This is a genomic window from Rhodococcus sp. TAF43 (assembly GCF_052113525.1).
In the GTDB taxonomy this organism is placed as follows: Bacteria; Actinomycetota; Actinomycetes; order Mycobacteriales; family Mycobacteriaceae; genus Prescottella.
This window is the reverse complement of record NZ_JBFRDL010000001.1, coordinates 88,054-104,994: the sequence shown is the minus strand read 5'-3', so window position 1 is coordinate 104,994 and position 16,941 is coordinate 88,054. Positions and strand designations below refer to the sequence as shown.

The following is a 16,941-nucleotide window of genomic DNA, read 5'->3' as shown; positions in this document are numbered from 1 at the left end:
GACTCAGGCGTCGTCGGGGCGACTGCGGCGCATCTGATCCCGGAGGGCGCCCTGAACCGCCTGGGAGACCCACGAATTGAGCGACATCCCGTCCTGCAGGGCGGCTTCCTCGGCCCGCGACTTGATCTGGTCGACCAATCGCAGTGTCACGCGGCTGATGTCGCCCGTGACATCTTCGATGGTGCGGTAGGTGTCGGAGGCGTCGCTCGGCGGTGTGTCGCCCGGTTCGGGGCGGCGCCGGGTCGCCGCGACCGCGACGTCCGTCCCGTCGAAACGAACGTGGAGGGTGCGGTCGCCGAGCTCGTCGGAAGCCTCGCGGGCGAGATCGGACAGCGCCGACACCAGCATCAGCTGTGCCGAGCGCTCCACCGCGCCTGCAAGGGCCTGGGCGATCCGCTGGGTGTCCTCGTCTCCGAGGGCCGCCGCCGCGGCGAGGTCGTCACGCAATCGGGCTGTGTACTCGGTGAGATCCATGAAGTCAGTGTGACGCCATTTTTGACGTCAGTCAATCGTCGAAATGGCGTCACACTGACGGTTGGTGATGTCAGGCGAGGAGTTTGGCCTTCAACGCCGCAATGTCGTTGTCGGTCAGGCCGAGACCCTGGCGCACGTAGTTGTCGAAGCTGCCGTACCTCTGCCTGGCGGTGGCGAACGCGGTGTCGAGCCACTCCTGCTTCACTCCGCCGCCGCCGAGCGAGGCGGTGATGCTCGAGCCGCTGTCGTCGACGTACTGGTTCGTCAGCATGTAGTCCGCGTTCACGGTTTCCCGGTCCACGCCGAGGATCGTCAGCAGCACTGCGGTGGTCCAGCCGGTCCGGTCCTTGCCGGCGCTGCAGTGGTACAGCACGGCGCCGTCGGTGTCGCGGATGTCGCGCAGCACTGCCTCGAACGCCTCGTCGGCGCCGGGGGCGTCGATGAATGCGACGTACGCCGACCCGAGGTCGACCATCGTCTCGATCGGCGCCTGGCCGAGCACGTCGTACCAGTTCGCCGTCGCGCCGGCGGGTAACCGGTCGGGCTGCAGAATCCGCTCGTACACCGTGCGCAGGTCGTCGACCACCTTGACGTCCAGGCCTTCGAGCGCGGCGAGGTCCGCCGGGGTCAGTTTGTCGAGCGCGTCCGTGCGGAACACCATGCCGGTCCGGACGGTCCTGCCGTCGACGGTGGTGTACCCGCCCACGTCGCGCGCGTTCGGCGCGCCTTCGAGGTGGAGCGAGTGGTCGATGTCGGCCGCGGCGACCGTCGTCGGTGCGGCCAGCGCGGCGCCGACCGGTCCGCCGACGAACAGTGCAGCACCGGCGGTGAGAGCGGCTGCCGCGCGAATCACGCGGACGCGGGTTGGGGTATGGACCACAGGACGCTCCTTCTCGAGATCGGATGCCGAGCCGCGACCGCGGCTGACACGGTGTGCACCCAGTTGATACACCGTCCAGGCACCTGCGGGGTGGCGTTTGAGCAGACTCACTCGACCCGCCGACGCGGCGGGGGCTAGGGTGCGGTTCTGTGGTTCCCGGTGGGGTCAGGACCGAGGAAGGGTGTGCGGTGCGGCAAGCGGTGTCCTTGAAGGTGCAGCTCATTGCGAAGACGGACTTCCTCCCGCCCGACGACATCCCCTGGGAGACCGACGCCGACGGCGGCGAGGCCCTCGCCGAGTTCGCCGGGCGAGCCTGCTACCAGAGTTGGTCCAAGCCCAACCCCCGCACCGCCACCAACGCCGGGTATTTGCGGCACCTGCTCGAGGTGGGCCACCTGTCGGTCCTCGAACACGGCAGCGTCAGCTTCTACATCACCGGGATCTCCCGGTCCTGCACGCACGAGTTGATCCGGCACCGGCACTTCTCCTACTCGCAACTGTCGCAGCGATTCGTGCGGGAGAACGACGCCAACGTGGTCGTCCCGCCCGCCATCGCCGGTGACGAGCGGCTCGAGGCGTTGTTCGCGAAGGCGACCGAGGCCAGCCGTGAGGCGTACACGGAACTGCTGGCGGCGCTCGAGGAGAAGCTCGCCGATGTGCCCAATGCGCCGGTACGCGGCAAGCAGGCGCGTCAGGCAGCGCGGTCGGTGTTGCCCAACGCCACCGAGACGCGCGTCGTGGTCACCGGGAACTACCGGGCGTGGCGACATTTCGTCGAGATGCGGGCCACCGAACACGCCGATGTCGAGATCCGCCGAGTCGCCGTCGAGTGTCTGCGTCAGCTCCGGAGCGCCGCGCCGAATGTGTTCGGAGACTTCGAAATCGTCACGCTGCCCGACGGTTCGGAGGTCGCGACGAGCGAGTTCGGTACGGTCGGCTGACGGACTCACCCCTCGAGGGTGCCGTGGTGTTCAAGTCTGTAACGCAGACCGGGTAGCCTTCTGACCATGACCTACGGTGATTCAGCTGCTTCCGTCGAGCGTCCGTTCGGCACCGTCCTCACGGCGATGGTGACCCCGTTCACCAAGGACGGCAAGCTGGACGTGGACGCCGGCGTACGGCTGGCCACCCACCTTGTCGACAACGGCTGCGACGGACTGGTACTGGCCGGAACCACCGGCGAATCGCCCACCACCACCGAGGACGAGAAGCTCGAGCTGCTGCGGGCCGTCATCGACGCCGTCGGCGACCGCGCCAAGATCGTCGCCGGTGCCGGCAGTAACGACACCGCGCACAGCGTCGAACTGGCTCGTGACGCCGCCCGCGCGGGCGCACACGGACTGCTCGTCGTCACGCCGTACTACTCGCGCCCGCCGCAGGCCGGCCTGTACGCCCACTTCACGGCCGTCGCCGATGCCACGGATCTGCCGGTGATGCTCTACGACATTCCACCCCGCTCCGTGGTGCCGATCGAGACGGAGACGATTCGCCGTCTCGCCGACCATCCGCGCATCCTCGCGGTGAAGGACGCCAAGGGTGATCTCAACGCCGGCGCCGAACTGATCGGCACCACCGACCTCGACTTCTTCTCGGGTGACGACCCGCTCAACCTGCCGTGGCTGTCCGTCGGCGCCGTCGGATTCGTGAGCGTCATCGGCCACCTGGTGCCCGAGCGCCTGCGCGCGCTGCACACCGCGTTCGGGGAGGGCGACATCGCCAAGGCCCAGGAGATCAATCTGAGCCTCGTCCCGGTGAACCGTTCCGTCGCGCGTCTCGGCGGCGTGAGCGCGTCGAAGGCGGGCCTGCGACTGATGGGTATCGACGTCGGCGAGCCGCGCCTGCCCCAGGTCGCGCCCACCACCGAGCAGATCGACATCCTGGCTGCCGACCTGCACGCTGCGGGGGTGCTCGCATGACCCGTCCCACACGTCGTCGTAGCGCCTCCCGTCAGGCCGGCCCGCCGACCCCGGCGGCCGAACAGACCGCCCCGGCTTCCGCGGCCGAGAAGCCCGCGCAGTCGGCGAAGTCGGTGAAGTCGGGGAGCGAGGCCGCCCCGAAGCGGTCCGCCCCCGAGCAGCCAGCTCCGAAGAAGGCTGCCGCCCGGAAGTCGCCGGCCAAGAAGGCTCAGCGGTCGAAGGCCCCCGCGCCCGTGGCGGCCGACCCGACCGATCGGCTCGGCCTCCCGCCGAAGGCGCCGAAGAACGGCCTGCGGGTCGTCGCCCTCGGTGGCATCGGCGAGATCGGTCGCAACATGACCGTCTTCGAGCACCAGGGCAAGCTGCTGATCGTGGACTGCGGCGTGCTGTTCCCCGAGGACCAGCAGCCCGGCGTCGACCTGATCCTCCCGGACTTCCGGTACATCGAGGACCGGATGGGTGACGTCGAGGCCGTCGTCCTCACGCACGGTCACGAGGACCACATCGGCGCGATTCCGTTCCTGCTGCGCCTGCGCCCCGACATCAAGATCGTCGGCTCCAAGTTCACCCTCGCGCTGGTGGCGGCCAAGTGCCGCGAGCACCGGCAGCGCCCCAACCTCATCGAGGTCACCGAGGGCGAGCGGACCACCCACGGCCCGTTCGAGTGCGAGTACTTCGCGGTCAACCACTCGATCCCGGACGCGATCGCGGTCGCGATCCGCACGTCGGCCGGTGTCGTGCTGCACACCGGTGACATCAAGCTCGATCAGTTGCCGCTCGACGGCCGCCTCACCGACCTGGCCGGTTTCTCCCGCCTCGGCGACGAGGGCGTCGACCTGTTCCTCGTCGACTCCACCAACGCCGAGGTGCCCGGCTTCGTCACGCCCGAACGCGAAATCGGCGGCGTGCTCGACAACGTCATCGGCAAGGCCACGCAGCGCGTGATCGTCGCGTCGTTCGCGAGTCACGTGCACCGCATCCAGCAGGTCGTCGACGTCGCCAAGCGGTACAACCGCCGCGTCGCGTTCGTCGGCCGCTCGATGGTCCGCAACATGCAGATCGCGCAGGACCTCGGCTACCTCTCGGTGCCGGACGGCCTGGTCGTCGACATCGACACCGCCGCGAACCTGCCCGACGACAAGCTCGTGCTCGTGTCCACGGGTTCGCAGGGCGAGCCGCTGTCGGCGCTGTCGCGGATGGCCCGCGGCGAGCACCGTCAGATCAACATCCGCGCCAACGACCTCGTCGTGCTCGCGTCGTCGCTGATCCCCGGCAACGAGAACTCGGTGTTCGCGGTCGTCAACGGCCTCGCCAAGCGCGGCGCGACCGTCGTGACGCAGCAGAGCGCCAAGGTGCACGTCTCGGGTCACGCGTCCGCCGGCGAGCTGCTGTACCTGTACAACGCGGTGCGCCCCACCAACGCCATGCCGGTGCACGGCGAGTGGCGCCACCTGCGCGCCAACGCCGCGCTGGCCAAGGCGACCGGTGTCCCGGAGGAGCGCATCGTGCTCGCCGAGGACGGCGTCGTGGTCGACATGGTCGACGGCCTCGCGGAGATCGTCGGACGAGTTCCCGTCGGTCACGTGTACGTCGACGGCAACTCGGTCGGCGACGTCGGTGACTCGACGCTGTCGGACCGACTGATCCTCGGCGAGGGCGGATTCATCTCCATCTCGCTCGCGGTGGACTCGGCTACGGGCCGCGCGGTCAGCACACCCGAGGTGTCCGGTCGCGGCTTCTCCGACGATCCCGCGGCCCTCAAGGAAGCCGCCAAGCTGGTCGAGTCGGAGCTCGTGCGACTCGCGGGCGAGGGCATCACGGACACCCACCGGATCGCCCAGGCCGTGCGCCGGGTGGTGGGACGCTGGGTGGCGGACAAGTACCGCCGTCGTCCGATGATCGTGCCCACCGTCATCGGCGTGCCGTAGCCCGACGGCCGGGCTCGGCTGTACGCGACGAACGAGGAGGTTGTCGCGACCGTGACCGAGCGCAAGCCCCCGCGCACCACGTTCGAATCCTGGGTCGAGACGCAGATTCGGAACGCATACGAACGTGGCGACTTCGAGAACCTCGCGGGGGCGGGGAAACCCATTCCGTCGGGCGACGCCGACGACTGGGTTCGCGGATACCTTCGACGCCAAGGCCTTTCGGCGGACGACCTTCTGCCGGAGCCGTTGCGGCTACGCAAGGACATCGAGCGGTTGCCCGACACGGTGCGGGGCGCGCGCACCGAAAGCGAGGTGCGCGCCGAGGTCGCCCGACTCAACCGACGGATCGCGGAGTGGCTCCGCAACCCGTCCGGCCCGCAGGTGCCGATCCGGCGCGTCGACGTGGACGAGGTGCTCGCGCGGTGGCGGGCGGGACGCGGGGCGAGAACCGGCCCCGCCGGCGGGCCCGACCACGGGCGGCTCGACGAGGAGACGCGCCGGGCGCGGCGCGCCCTCGCGGCGGCCGCGCTCACCGAGGCCGGTTACGGCGAGATCCGACGCGCCGAGGTGCGCTTCGAACGCGCCCGGCGTCGCCGGTTCGGTCGCTTCTTCAGAAGGCTGCGCGCTGCGCGCTGACTCCCGTCACGACTCGAGCTTGCCGTAGTCGACGCTGAACCAGCGGTCCGGGCGCATCCGGATCAGGACCGCGCTGTCGTTGAACGATTCGCCGATGAACGCCTCCGCCTCCGCCTCCGGCAGGTACCGCTGCACGAGGGGCCGGACGTCGTCGGGGGTGACGGTGTCCTGGAAGGTGGCCGGGCCTTCCACACTGACGTAGCGGTACGGCGGCTGCTCGACCTGCGCGCACAGACTGAATCGTCCGCTGGCTCGGATCAGGCGCTCCTTGACGGTGCCGCGTTCGGTCCACACCATGACGTCTCCGCCGGGGGAGTAGTCGTACCAGATCGGTACCGCGAGCGGTGCCCGGCCGTCGCGTTCGGCCGCAATCACCCCGATATGCAGATCGGCGAGGAACTGCTCGCGTTCGTTCTCGGACATCGTGGTCTTCGACATGTGTCGCTCCTCTCGCACCGGGATCGGACACCTACCACGCTAGGGGTGCCCGCCGACGAGTTCGGGCGGTTCGGCAGATCTGCGGTTACCGTGTGGTGTGCCTTACGCCCGTGACGAACGCCACGCCCTGGTCGACACGATGCGCGCCGTCGGACCGGATGCGCCGACACTGTGCGGCGACTGGACCGCCCGCGACTTGGCCGCGCACCTGGTGCTGCGCGAACGCCGACTCGATGCCGCACCGGGCATCATGATCGGCCCACTGTCCGGCTACACCGAGCGCGTCCAGCACGGCATCGCCGGCCGCGACTGGAACACACTGCTCGACGACGTCCGGTCCGGGCCGCCGGTGTGGTCTCCGTTCCGCCTCGTCGACGAGAAGGCCAATCTCGGGGAGATGTTCGTCCACCACGAAGACGTCCGGCGTGCTCAGCCCGACTGGCAGCCGCGCACGTTGCCGTCCGGGTTGCGGGACAAGCTGTGGGCGCTCGCGACCCGGATCGGACGAGTCGGTTACCGCCGGTCTCCGGTGAGCGTGGTCCTCGAACGCCCCGACGGCGGCAGGGAGACCGTCCGCTCGGCAGGCGCGGCGACAGTCACCCTGCGTGCAGAGCCCGCCGAACTGCTGCTGCACGCGTTCGGGCGCAACGAGGTCCGCATCGAGTTCGACGGGACGCCCGGCGACGTCGCCGCTCTCGCGGCGCTGGATCGTAGTTTCTGAGTCGACCGGCGGCCGGCGTCCGCGGGTGGTGTGACGCATCTTCCCGCCTGGTGAACCGGTGTGGCGGGTGTTGCGGATGGTCCGGATGGGGCCGTAGCGACTAACCTGGCCGGTATGGCAGGGAAGACGAGCGCCCGCGGATCGAGTTCGACAGCGTCCACGACGCGGACGGGCGCGCGCTCATCGTCGTCCACCCGAGCCTCGTCCTCTCGAACCTCGTCCACGGGAACCCGCGCCTCCGGGCGCGCAACCGGTGCGTCGTCGTCGGCACGCAAGTCGTCCGCGCCTCGTAAGTCCGCGCCTCGCAAGTCGGCGCCGCGGAAGACCGCGGCCCCACGCGGTGGCGCGGGCACCCGTCGGCCCGCGGCGAAGTCGTCGGGCAGTGGCAGCGCTCTGTCCTCGGTCGGTCGCGGCATCGGTGCCGGCTGGTCAATGGTGGCCAAGGGCGTCGGAGCGACGACGCGCACGATGAGCAAGGCGACCGAGATCGAGCACGGCCACCGGCGTGACGGCATTGCGCTCGCGCTGATCGCGGTCAGCGTCGTGATCGCCGGTGGCATGTGGTTCTCCGCGGGCGGTCCGGTGGGGGAGTGGATCGAATCCGGCGTCCGAGCCGTGGTCGGCGCGGTCGCGGCGATTCTGCCGATCCTCGGTGTCGCGATCGCGGTCGTGCTCATGCGGACCGAACCCAAACCGGACATCCGGCCGCGACTGATCCTCGGATCGCTTCTCGTCGGGTTGCCGGCTGTGGGTCTGTGGCACATCGCTTCGGGTTCCCCGACCGCATCGGACGGTTGGTCGGCAGGCGCCGGCGTGGTCGGCTACATCGTCGCCGGACCGCTCACCAGTGGTGTGACCGCGTGGCTCTCCGTGCCGCTGCTCCTGCTGGCGATGTTCTTCGGTGTCCTGTTGCTCACCGGCACCACCGTCCGTGAGGTTCCGGAACGGTTCCGGGCGTACTTCGGCACGTCCTACCACGACGACTACGACGACGCCTACGACCACGCCGACGACCCTGATTTCCACGACGACTACGACGCCGGTTACGACGACGATGTGTCTCGTTTCGATGCTGACGGGTACCCCGTAGACGAGGCTGCCGACGCTGCCCGCGCCGCGGAAGCTGCGCGCCCGGCGCGCAGGACCCCGCGTCGTCGACCGACCACGCCGGAACAGAACTACCCGACCGACGAGGTCCACCCCGACGTGGAGACCGAGGTCCTCGGGCTGTGGGATCCGGGCGACCCGACGCCCGAGCCGCCGGCGCCCGAACCGGAGCCCGAGCCGACCGCAGCGCCGCCGCGCCCCAAGCCGCGCGCCAAGGTGACGCCCGCCCCCAAGCCGGAACCGGCGAAGGAGGAGATGGAGGCCCTCGTCCCGGATCGGGTCGTCGAGGGCGACTACGCGCTGCCGCCCACGTCCCTGCTGATCGAAGGCGATCCGCCCAAGCTCGGCAGCAAGGCCAACGATGCGATGATCGAGGCCATCACCGAGGTCCTCCAGCAGTTCAAGATCGATGCCGCGGTCACCGGCTACACGCGGGGGCCGACGGTCACCCGCTACGAGGTGGAACTCGGTCCGGGCGTCAAGGTCGAGAAGATCACCGCGCTCGCCCGCAACATCGCGTACGCGGTGGCTACCGACAACGTCCGACTGCTCGCGCCCATCCCCGGCAAGTCGGCCGTCGGCATCGAGGTGCCGAACTCGGACCGCGAGATGGTGCGCCTGGCCGACGTCCTGACCGCGCCGGCCACCCGCAAGGATCATCACCCGCTCGTCATCGGCCTCGGCAAGGACATCGAGGGCGACTTCGTGAGCGCGAACCTCGCGAAGATGCCGCACCTGCTGGTGGCGGGCTCCACCGGCTCCGGTAAGTCCAGCTTCGTCAACTCGATGCTGGTGTCGCTGCTCACCCGAGCCACCCCGGACGAGGTCCGGATGATCCTCATCGACCCCAAGATGGTGGAGCTGACGCCGTACGAGGGCATCCCGCACCTGATCACCCCGATCATCACCCAGCCGAAGAAGGCGGCGGCCGCGCTCGCGTGGCTGGTCGAGGAGATGGAGCAGCGCTACCAGGACATGCAGGCCAGCCGGGTGCGGCACATCGACGACTTCAACTCCAAGGTCAAGTCCGGTGAGATCACGGCGCCGCTGGGCAGCGAGCGGGTCTACCGCCCGTACCCGTACATCCTCGCGATCGTCGACGAGCTCGCCGACCTCATGATGACGGCGCCCCGCGACGTGGAGGAGGCGATCGTGCGCATCACGCAGAAGGCGCGCGCCGCCGGTATCCACCTGGTCCTCGCGACGCAGCGGCCGTCGGTCGACGTCGTGACCGGTCTGATCAAGACGAACGTGCCGTCCCGCCTGGCGTTCGCGACGTCGTCGCTCACCGACTCGCGGGTCATCCTCGACCAGCCGGGTGCCGAGAAGCTCATCGGCATGGGCGACGGGCTGTTCCTCCCGATGGGAGCGGGCAAGCCGATCCGCATGCAGGGCGCGTTCATCACCGACGAGGAGATCTCGGCGGTCGTCGACTTCGCCAAGAACCAGGCCGAACCCGAGTACACCGAGGGTGTCACCGCGGCAAAGGCAGGGGAGAAGAAGGACGTCGACCCCGACATCGGCGACGACATGGACGTGCTGCTGCAGGCCGTGGAGCTGGTCGTGTCGAGTCAGTTCGGTTCCACGTCGATGCTGCAGCGCAAGCTGCGCGTCGGGTTCGCGAAGGCCGGCCGCCTGATGGACCTGATGGAGACCCGTGGTGTCGTCGGCCCCAGCGAGGGGTCGAAGGCGCGTGAGGTGCTGATCAAGCCCGACGAACTGGAGGGGCTGCTGTGGTCGATCCGCGGCGGCGATCCGGAATCCTCGGACGACGGGAACTGACCGTTATGTCCGAGTTCGGCCGCGGCCGGGCCCGTGTGGTTCAATAGAAAGCACTTTGGAGGGGAGTATCCCCAATCCTGCGACAGACTCGTCAACACGATCGGCACCGTTGCCGGTCCGGTTCTGTCGGCGGATCCGCCCCGGTCGCCCGACCGGTGGGTTCGCGGGAGAGACCTCCGGTGGTGAAACGTACCTACCGGAGGGCTATCGCTGATGCACGTCTCCCCGCTCGTCTGGGTTATCACCTGCGTGGTGATCCTCGGACTCTTCGTCTTCGACTTCTTTGCGCACGTGCGCACCCCGCACGCCCCGAGTTTCCGCGAATCCGCGTTCTGGTCCGCGGTCTACATCGGCATCGCGATCATCTTCGGACTCGTCGTGATGTCGATATGGGGCACCACGTTCGGTGGCGAGTACTTCGCCGGCTACGTCACCGAGAAGGCGTTGTCCGTGGACAACCTCTTCGTGTTCGTGATCATCATGTCGACGTTCGCGGTGCCGCGGCAGTACCAGCAGAAGGTCCTGCTCATCGGCATCGTCATGGCGCTCGTGATGCGCGGCATCTTCATCGCCGTGGGTGCAGCGGCGATCAACACCTACAGCTGGGTGTTCTACCTGTTCGGCGCGTTCCTGATCTACACCGCGGCCAAACTCGTCAAGGATTCCGGTCACGAGGCCGAGTCCGAGCAGGAGCGGGAGAGCAAGGTCGTCTCCCTCGCGAAGCGGTTCCTGCCGACCACCGAGGAGTACGACGGCGACAAGCTCGTCACCAAGATCGACGGTAAGCGTGTCGCAACCCCGCTGCTGCTCGCGCTGGTCGTCATCGGCTTCACCGACGTCCTGTTCGCGCTCGACTCGATCCCCGCGATCTACGGCCTCACGCAGGAGCCGTATCTGGTGTTCACTGCCAACGCGTTCGCGCTGATGGGTCTACGTCAGCTGTTCTTCCTCATCGGCGGTCTGCTCGAGCGCCTGGTCTACCTGTCGTACGGCCTCTCGATCGTCCTCGCGTTCATCGGCGTCAAGCTGGTCCTGCACGCGCTGCACGAGAACACGCTGCCGTTCATCAACGGTGGTGAGCACGTGGCGGTGCCGGAGATCTCCACGGTGATGTCGCTGGGCGTCATCCTCGGTGTGCTCGCGGTGACCGCGGTGGCGAGCCTGATCAAGACCCGCAACCAGTCCGACGACACGCCGGTCCACAACTAGGCGGAACGCCGGCCGGGGAGACCCGGCCGGCACCGTCTCGGACTGCTCGACGGACTACTTGACGAAGACGCCGAAGACCGGGATCCATTCGCGTGCGACCCGTCGTTCCACCAGGTCGGCCTTCGCGAACGGATCCTGGTCGAAGAGGGACTCCACCTCGTCGGTGGACGACGCCTCGACCATCATCAGGGCGCCGCTGCCGTCCGCGAACGGGCCCGACGAGTGCACGATGCCGCGGCGGACCAGATCGGCCAGCCACGCCCGGTGATCGGTGCGGTGATCGTCGCGCTCCGCGGACTTCTCGTGCGCGTAGGTGTACTCGACGGCGAACAGTGGCATGATTCCTCGTTCCCGGGATCTGGAAGTGCGGGGTCCGGAGTGCTCAGAGCGTCAGCAGCATACGGGTATTACCCAGCGTATTCGGCTTGACGTAGCTCAGGTCCAGGAACTCCGCGACGCCGGTGTCGTACGACCGGCACATCTCCGCGTACACCTCCGCGGTAACCGGGGTGCCCTCGATCTCGGCGAACCCGTGCTTGGCGAAGAAGTTCACCTCGAACGTCAGCACGAACAGCCGCTCCAATTCGAGTTCGCGCGCCACCTCGATCAACTTCGCGACCACCAGATGGCCCGCGCCCCGGCCCTTCACCTGGGGGTCGACCGCGACAGTCCGGACCTCGCCCAGGTCGGACCACAGCACATGCATCGCACCGCACCCGACGACCGCGCCGGCCTGCTCGACGACCCAGAACTCCTGAACCGCCTCGAACAGCGTCACGAGATTCTTCTCGAGCAGGATCTTTCCTGCGTAGATGTCGATCAGCCTCTTGATCTCCGGTACGTCCGAGGTGCGCGCGCGGCGCACCAGCATCTCTTCAGCCTCGTTCGTTCCAGCCGTCGGAGTCCCAGATGTCATGTGGTGCACAGTAGTGGTAGCCGCAACAGATATTGTGAGCAGTGTGCCGCCCCGATCCATCGCCCCACACCACGTCCCGTTCGTCTCGGGTGTGCCTGGGCTGACCGTCGGATCGGCGCGGCCGTGAGTGCGCCGAAGAACTCGCCGCGTCGAGACGTTGCCGCCGCCCCGGACGCGTTGCCCGCCGACGGCGTCGCCCCGCACGCCCCGGTTCCCCTGGTCAACATCGCCAATATCCTGACGGTGCTGCGTATCGTCCTGGTGCCGGTGTTCCTTGCCGCGCTGTTCGCCGACGGTGGTCATTCCACGGGTTGGCGAATCGCGGCGGCATCGATCTTCGCGGTGGCCGCCATCACGGATCGGATCGACGGGCAGTTGGCCCGCAAGCACGGTCTGGTCACCGATTTCGGCAAGATGGCCGACCCGATCGCCGACAAGGCTCTGATCGGCGCCGCGCTCGTCGGACTGTCGATGCTCGGGGACCTCTCGTGGTGGGTGACGGGCATCATCGCGGCACGCGAACTCGGGATCACGCTGATGCGCTTCGCGGTCCTGCGCCACGGCGTGATCCCCGCCGGGCGCGGCGGGAAACTGAAGACGCTGGTCCAAGCAGCGGCGATCGGCTTCTATCTCGTTCCTCTGCCGGACGGCTTCGCACCGTTCAGCGCGGCGCTGATGGGCCTTGCAGTGGTGCTCACGGTCGCGACCGGCCTCGACTACGTGGTCCAGGCGGTGCGACTTCGCGCCGGCGCCGGGCGCGCATGACCGACCCGCTGACGGGTGCGGTGCCCGCCCGCGAACTGGTGGAGGCGCTGACCCGCCGCGGGCAGACCATCGCGACGGCGGAGTCGCTGACCGCGGGCCTGCTCGCGGCGACCCTGGCCGGTGTGCCGGGGGCGAGCAATGTGCTCCGGGGCGGGCTGATCGTGTACGCGACCGAGCTCAAGGGCGCGCTCGCCGGTGTCGACGCCGACGTCCTCAATCGTGACGGTCCGGTGGCACCGACCACCGCGGCGCAGCTCGCGGACGGCGCACGCGCGCGATGCGGCGCAGACTGGGGCGTCGGACTGACCGGGGTGGCCGGCCCGGACCCGCAGGACGGGCTCGGCCCGGGAACCGTCTTCCTCGCTGTGGCCGGACCCGACGGAACCGAGGTCACAGCCCTGGACCTGGACGGTGATCGGTGGGAAATTCGTCTCGGCAGCGTCCGCTCGGCGGTGTCGAGTTTGCTCGAACGTTTGTCGCGATAGGGTTTTGGGAACCAATCGCTTGCGCTCGTGCGTTTGTATTCACGAGTGGGGTGTCGGATGAAGGAGGAGCGAGATGGCGCTGCTATTGCGTGAGGCAATCGGTGACAGTCTTCGGCGCACACGCGTTTCGCAGAGCCGGACCCTGCGCGAGGTGTCGAACAGCGCTCGGGTCAGTCTCGGCTACCTGTCCGAGATCGAGCGGGGCCGGAAGGAGGCGTCGAGCGAGTTGCTCGCGGCCATCTGCGACGCCCTCGAGGTTCCACTCTCCGAGGTATTGGTCGACGTGAGCGAGACGCTTGCCGTCGCGCCGCGTGAGAACGTGGACCGCGGTGCCGTGGCGACCGACCCGCGGAAGGTCAGCGGTCGCATCGCACAGGACACGCGCGTCGTGATCCCGGCGCCCAGCGCGCGTGCGCTGGCGGCGGCGTAAGCGGTGCCGTCGAACCACGGAAACGGCTAGATTCACAAACAGAAGATCGAGGAATCACCGAGCGACTCCGGTCGGTGGCCTCCGATCGGACGAGCAGGTAGGGGCAGAGCCCGAGTTCGATGCGTGACGGTCGCGCATCGGGTCGCGCATCGCGCGGCGCAGCAGATGGAGGCAGGATCACACCCATGGCTAATCCTTTCGTCAAGGGATGGAAGTACCTGATGGCGCTCTTCAATTCCAAAATTGATGAGAAGGCCGACCCCAAGGTTCAGATTCAGCAGGCGATCGAGGACGCCCAGCGTCAGCACCAGGCACTGTCCCAGCAGGCTGCATCGGTGATCGGCAACCAGCGCCAGCTCGAGATGAAGCTCAGCCGCCAGCTCGACGAGGTGGAGAAGCTCAACGCCAACGCGCGTCAGGCCGTCACCCTCGCCGATCAGGCCGCCGCCGCCGGCGACATGGAGAAGGCCACGCAGTACACCAACGCTGCCGAGGCCTTCGCCGCCCAGTTGGTCACAGCGGAACAGGGCGTCGAGGACCTCAAGGCCCTGCACGACCAGTCGCTGCAGGCGGCCACCCAGGCCAAGAAGGCCGTCGAGCAGAACGCGATGACGCTGCAGGCGAAGGTCGCTGAGCGGACCAAGCTGCTCAGCCAGCTCGAACAGGCGAAGATGCAGGAGCGGGTCAGCGAGTCGCTGCGTTCGATGGACAGCACGCTGTCCGCCCCCGGCAACACCCCCAGCCTCGACGCTGTCCGGGACAAGATCGAGCGCCGCTACGCGGACGCCCTCGGCTCGGCCGAGCTGGCCCAGAACTCGGTGCAGGGTCGCATGATGGAGGTGCAGCAGGCCAGCGTGCAGATGGCCGGTCACAGCCGCCTCGAGCAGATCCGCGCATCGATGAAGGGCGACGCCCTGCCGTCCGGCGGCACCGCCGCCGCGCCGGCCAAGCCTGCCATCGCCCCCGAGCCGCCCACGGCATCCGCCAACGGCGAGACCCCCGCGCAGTAGAAGCCTGCGCGACGACAACGACATCGGTTCGATGAGCAACACACGAGGTGGCCGGTCCGGGCGCAAGTCCCGGCCGGCCACCTCTGCATTCGAAGAGAGCGCGGGTCTCGCGGCCAGTGCCGCCTCCGCCGTCACCAGTGCGGGGAGCGTGCTGCGCGAGGTCGGCGGAACCGTCGCCGACACGATGCGGCGTTGGTCGGACCCCAGGGAACGCATGCTGCGCAAGCGTCGACGTGCCCGCAAGCGGGCAACCAGGTTCGGAATCGCCTCGGGTGCGGGCGTCGTGGGTTCGGCATCGCTCGCCGCCGCGTCGGCCCCCGACTGGACGATCGTCGCGACCGGCGGCGCCGCAGCGCTGTTCGCCATTCCCGCAGTGGTCGCTGTCAGCACGTATCGGCACCTCACGTCGGTGCCGCTGCCACCCGCCACCGTCACGCGGCAACCGCTGCCACCCGTCGGATCGGCCGCCCGTGCCCCGATGGAACGACTCGCGAGCGCTGAGAGCGGCCTGCACCAACTGCTCGGCGTGCTGAGCCGATCTGCGATCGTCGACGCCGAGGAAATCGATCACACGGGAGAGACCGCGCGGTCGGCGTCGTCAGCGCTGCGGGCCGTCGCCGCGGATGTCGTCGCGATGGAGAGCGCCGGGCGCGGCACGGCCGCGGCCGCCGCACACCTCCAGCAGTCTGTCCGGGCCGCCGGAGAGCAACTCGACATCGGTGTCGCGCAGTACGAGGGGCTCGTCACCGCTGCCGCGAAGATGACCGCGCCCGCGCAGTCGCCGTCGTACACCTTGCTCGATCGGCAACGGGAAGAGCTGCTGTCGGCGTCGGATCGGCTCGAGGGCTGGGCCGAGGCCCTCGGCGAGGTCGACGAGATCGACCGCCGTTTCCGTCGCTGACCAGCCGACTGTCACATCAGTCGTCCACGACTGTCACATCAGTCGTCCACGACAATCACATCAGTCGTCCACTCCGCGCGCGGCGAGGGCATCGCCCATGGCCTCGGCGGTCATCAGCGCCGACACGACGGCCGGCACCGCCAGGGCGCGCAGCGAGAAGCCGAGCCCGCGGGCCTTCCGGGCGTCCGAGACCTGCTGCACGATGCCGGTGAGCAGCGGGATGCACCGCAGCGTCATCGCGAGCACCAGCCCGGCACGGTCGGGATTCACCCCGACCCGGCGCAGCGGCCGCAGGGCGCGGCTGACCGTCTCCAGCATGTCGGACACCCGCGTGGTCAGCGTGACCAGTGCCGCCAGCGCCACGGCCAGCACGATCGTTCCGCACACGACGACCGCGCGCTCCCAGCCGGTGAAGATCACCTGGAATGCGCCGATGAACAGCAGCGCCCACAGCAGCGGACGCAGCTGCGCGAGCGCGACCCGCAGCGGAACACGCGCCGCCGCGTACAGGGCCGCGACGACGGCGACCGCGGGGAGCAGGTGCCACGGCTGGCGCACCAGGACCGTCACGGCGACGATCAGGACCACCATCGCGATGAGTTTCGGACCGGGCGAGAGGCGGTGCAGCAGCGAGGTGCCGGGGGAGTAGAGGCCGAGCGTCGTCATCCGATCAGCTCGCGGTAGTGCGCGATGGCCTCTCCGGGTGTGCCGTCGGCTGCAACGCCGCCGCGGTCGATGACGATCACCCGGTCGAAGTCGTCGAGCAGGTCCAGATGGTGGGTCACGACGATCAACTGCTGGCGGAGACCCGCCAGCGTCGACCGCATCAGTCGCGCGTTGCGCAGGTCCAGCAGCGTCGTGGGTTCATCGGCGACCAGTACGTCGGGGTCGGTCACCATCACCGCCGCGAGCGCGAGCAGCTGTTTCTGCCCGCCCGACAACAGGTGCGTCGGATGGTCCGCGTGCCCGGACAGCCCGAAGTCGGCGAGGACCTGTGCCACCCGGTCGGCCCGCTCGGACTTGCTCAGCGAACTGCGGCGCAGCGAGAAGGCGATGTCCTCCGACACCGTCGGCATGATGATCTGATGGTCGGGGTCGGTGAAGACGAACCCCACCTTGCGGCGGACCTGACGCCCCTTGCGGGCGGTATCGAGCCCGTCGACGGACACCGTCCCGGATGCCGGCGACACCAGACCGTTGATCATCCGCGCCAGCGTGGACTTGCCGCTGCCGTTGGCGCCGATGATCCCGATCCGTGACTCGGTGAGCGCCAGATCGATTCCGTCGAGCACGGTGCGCTCACCGTAAGAGTGGTGAACGCCGTCGAATCGGATCTCGCTCAT

19 protein-coding genes are annotated in these 16,941 nt (G+C 68.7%); 12 read left to right on the top strand and 7 right to left on the bottom strand.

The genetic code is table 11. From position 1 onward, the window contains the following. Positions 1-3 precede the first annotated feature (3 nt). Together AB4Z09_RS00540 and AB4Z09_RS00535 are read right to left on the bottom strand one after the other, a co-directional pair. A complete protein-coding gene (locus tag AB4Z09_RS00540) occupies positions 4-474 on the bottom strand; it encodes a hypothetical protein (RefSeq protein ID WP_114719776.1) in 471 nt (156 codons plus the stop codon). 70 nt (positions 475-544) lie between these two features. Continuing rightward, the gene (locus AB4Z09_RS00535) at positions 545-1,354 is read right to left on the bottom strand and encodes a tyrosine-protein phosphatase (protein WP_442238981.1); all 810 of its coding nucleotides are present in this window, start codon (positions 1,352-1,354) and stop codon (positions 545-547) included. 188 nt (positions 1,355-1,542) lie between these two features. Between AB4Z09_RS00535 and thyX the strand changes: the two genes are divergently transcribed. The 4 genes from thyX to AB4Z09_RS00515 all read left to right on the top strand — a co-directional run bounded on the left by thyX (position 1,543) and on the right by AB4Z09_RS00515 (position 5,834). Beyond that, positions 1,543-2,295, top strand: coding sequence for an FAD-dependent thymidylate synthase (thyX, locus tag AB4Z09_RS00530; protein ID WP_114719780.1), 753 nt, complete (start codon positions 1,543-1,545; stop codon positions 2,293-2,295). 66 nt (positions 2,296-2,361) lie between these two features. After that, complete coding sequence (gene dapA / locus AB4Z09_RS00525; protein WP_114719782.1) at positions 2,362-3,270, top strand: 4-hydroxy-tetrahydrodipicolinate synthase; 909 nt, start codon at positions 2,362-2,364, stop codon at positions 3,268-3,270. Then, a complete protein-coding gene (locus tag AB4Z09_RS00520) occupies positions 3,267-5,198 on the top strand; it encodes a ribonuclease J (protein WP_254622897.1) in 1,932 nt (643 codons plus the stop codon). The genes dapA and AB4Z09_RS00520 overlap by 4 nt, the downstream gene beginning before the upstream one ends. Positions 5,199-5,249: 51 nt before the next feature. Continuing rightward, entirely contained in the window at positions 5,250-5,834 is a 585-nt protein-coding gene (locus tag AB4Z09_RS00515) for a J-domain-containing protein (RefSeq protein WP_174909711.1), read from the top strand. A gap of 6 nt (positions 5,835-5,840) precedes the next feature. Here the strand turns inward: AB4Z09_RS00515 and AB4Z09_RS00510 are convergent, their stop codons facing one another. After that, positions 5,841-6,272, bottom strand: a complete 432-nt coding sequence (locus AB4Z09_RS00510) for a pyridoxamine 5'-phosphate oxidase family protein (protein WP_114719788.1) — start codon at positions 6,270-6,272, stop codon at positions 5,841-5,843. A gap of 97 nt (positions 6,273-6,369) precedes the next feature. Here AB4Z09_RS00510 and AB4Z09_RS00505 point away from each other — a divergent pair, with 97 nt between their 5' ends. The 3 genes from AB4Z09_RS00505 to AB4Z09_RS00495 all read left to right on the top strand — a co-directional run bounded on the left by AB4Z09_RS00505 (position 6,370) and on the right by AB4Z09_RS00495 (position 11,091). Then, the gene (locus tag AB4Z09_RS00505) at positions 6,370-6,993 is read left to right on the top strand and encodes a TIGR03085 family metal-binding protein (protein ID WP_114719790.1); all 624 of its coding nucleotides are present in this window, start codon (positions 6,370-6,372) and stop codon (positions 6,991-6,993) included. 114 nt (positions 6,994-7,107) lie between these two features. Further along, positions 7,108-9,882 (top strand): FtsK/SpoIIIE family DNA translocase, encoded by a 2,775-nt coding sequence (locus AB4Z09_RS00500; protein WP_174909715.1) that lies wholly within the window; start codon positions 7,108-7,110, stop codon positions 9,880-9,882. Positions 9,883-10,095: 213 nt separating this feature from the next. Next, positions 10,096-11,091, top strand: coding sequence for a TerC family protein (locus AB4Z09_RS00495; protein WP_174909717.1), 996 nt, complete (start codon positions 10,096-10,098; stop codon positions 11,089-11,091). A gap of 54 nt (positions 11,092-11,145) precedes the next feature. On the opposite strand, the gene AB4Z09_RS00490 is transcribed toward AB4Z09_RS00495, so the two are convergent. Continuing rightward, positions 11,146-11,430, bottom strand: a complete 285-nt coding sequence (locus AB4Z09_RS00490; RefSeq protein ID WP_174909719.1) for a YciI family protein — start codon at positions 11,428-11,430, stop codon at positions 11,146-11,148. A 43-nt stretch (positions 11,431-11,473) separates the two neighbouring features. Then, positions 11,474-11,962, bottom strand: a complete 489-nt coding sequence (locus AB4Z09_RS00485) for an amino-acid N-acetyltransferase (RefSeq protein WP_114719798.1) — start codon at positions 11,960-11,962, stop codon at positions 11,474-11,476. Between the two features lie 168 nt (positions 11,963-12,130). Here AB4Z09_RS00485 and pgsA point away from each other — a divergent pair, with 168 nt between their 5' ends. The 5 genes from pgsA to pspM all read left to right on the top strand — a co-directional run bounded on the left by pgsA (position 12,131) and on the right by pspM (position 15,598). Then, positions 12,131-12,772, top strand: coding sequence for a CDP-diacylglycerol--glycerol-3-phosphate 3-phosphatidyltransferase (pgsA, locus tag AB4Z09_RS00480; RefSeq protein WP_442238980.1), 642 nt, complete (start codon positions 12,131-12,133; stop codon positions 12,770-12,772). Then, positions 12,769-13,257 (top strand): CinA family protein, encoded by a 489-nt coding sequence (locus AB4Z09_RS00475; protein WP_174909721.1) that lies wholly within the window; start codon positions 12,769-12,771, stop codon positions 13,255-13,257. Before pgsA ends, AB4Z09_RS00475 begins: the two co-directional genes overlap by 4 nt. A gap of 73 nt (positions 13,258-13,330) precedes the next feature. Then, positions 13,331-13,687: a helix-turn-helix domain-containing protein gene (locus tag AB4Z09_RS00470; RefSeq protein ID WP_114719804.1), complete on the top strand. Its 357-nt coding sequence runs from the start codon at positions 13,331-13,333 to the stop codon at positions 13,685-13,687. Positions 13,688-13,872: 185 nt separating this feature from the next. Beyond that, positions 13,873-14,697 (top strand): phage shock protein PspA, encoded by an 825-nt coding sequence (gene pspA, locus AB4Z09_RS00465; protein ID WP_114719806.1) that lies wholly within the window; start codon positions 13,873-13,875, stop codon positions 14,695-14,697. Between the two features lie 31 nt (positions 14,698-14,728). Beyond that, positions 14,729-15,598: a phage shock envelope stress response protein PspM gene (gene pspM, locus AB4Z09_RS00460; RefSeq protein WP_441346811.1), complete on the top strand. Its 870-nt coding sequence runs from the start codon at positions 14,729-14,731 to the stop codon at positions 15,596-15,598. A gap of 60 nt (positions 15,599-15,658) precedes the next feature. Here pspM and AB4Z09_RS00455 read toward each other — a convergent pair whose 3' ends face one another. Together AB4Z09_RS00455 and AB4Z09_RS00450 are read right to left on the bottom strand one after the other, a co-directional pair. Beyond that, complete coding sequence (locus AB4Z09_RS00455; protein ID WP_114719808.1) at positions 15,659-16,264, bottom strand: energy-coupling factor transporter transmembrane component T family protein; 606 nt, start codon at positions 16,262-16,264, stop codon at positions 15,659-15,661. Further along, positions 16,261-16,941: an energy-coupling factor ABC transporter ATP-binding protein gene (locus AB4Z09_RS00450; protein WP_174909723.1), complete on the bottom strand. Its 681-nt coding sequence runs from the start codon at positions 16,939-16,941 to the stop codon at positions 16,261-16,263. The genes AB4Z09_RS00455 and AB4Z09_RS00450 overlap by 4 nt, the downstream gene beginning before the upstream one ends.

Bases quoted from the DNA above. Each gene is read 5' to 3' on its own strand.
- pspA (WP_114719806.1), top strand. From the start codon at position 13,873: ATGGCTAATCCTTTCGTCAAGGGATGGAAGTACCTGATGGCGCTCTTC.
- AB4Z09_RS00510 (WP_114719788.1), bottom strand. From the start codon at position 6,272: ATGTCGAAGACCACGATGTCCGAGAACGAACGCGAGCAGTTCCTCGCC.
- AB4Z09_RS00495 (WP_174909717.1), top strand. From the start codon at position 10,096: ATGCACGTCTCCCCGCTCGTCTGGGTTATCACCTGCGTGGTGATCCTC.
- AB4Z09_RS00475 (WP_174909721.1), top strand. From the start codon at position 12,769: ATGACCGACCCGCTGACGGGTGCGGTGCCCGCCCGCGAACTGGTGGAG.
- AB4Z09_RS00455 (WP_114719808.1), bottom strand. From the start codon at position 16,264: ATGACGACGCTCGGCCTCTACTCCCCCGGCACCTCGCTGCTGCACCGC.
- dapA (WP_114719782.1), top strand. From the start codon at position 2,362: ATGACCTACGGTGATTCAGCTGCTTCCGTCGAGCGTCCGTTCGGCACC.
- pspM (WP_441346811.1), top strand. From the start codon at position 14,729: ATGAGCAACACACGAGGTGGCCGGTCCGGGCGCAAGTCCCGGCCGGCC.
- AB4Z09_RS00500 (WP_174909715.1), top strand. From the start codon at position 7,108: ATGGCAGGGAAGACGAGCGCCCGCGGATCGAGTTCGACAGCGTCCACG.
- AB4Z09_RS00470 (WP_114719804.1), top strand. From the start codon at position 13,331: ATGGCGCTGCTATTGCGTGAGGCAATCGGTGACAGTCTTCGGCGCACA.
- AB4Z09_RS00540 (WP_114719776.1), bottom strand. From the start codon at position 474: ATGGATCTCACCGAGTACACAGCCCGATTGCGTGACGACCTCGCCGCG.
- AB4Z09_RS00520 (WP_254622897.1), top strand. From the start codon at position 3,267: ATGACCCGTCCCACACGTCGTCGTAGCGCCTCCCGTCAGGCCGGCCCG.
- AB4Z09_RS00450 (WP_174909723.1), bottom strand. From the start codon at position 16,941: ATGAGCGAGATCCGATTCGACGGCGTTCACCACTCTTACGGTGAGCGC.
- AB4Z09_RS00490 (WP_174909719.1), bottom strand. From the start codon at position 11,430: ATGCCACTGTTCGCCGTCGAGTACACCTACGCGCACGAGAAGTCCGCG.
- AB4Z09_RS00485 (WP_114719798.1), bottom strand. From the start codon at position 11,962: ATGCTGGTGCGCCGCGCGCGCACCTCGGACGTACCGGAGATCAAGAGG.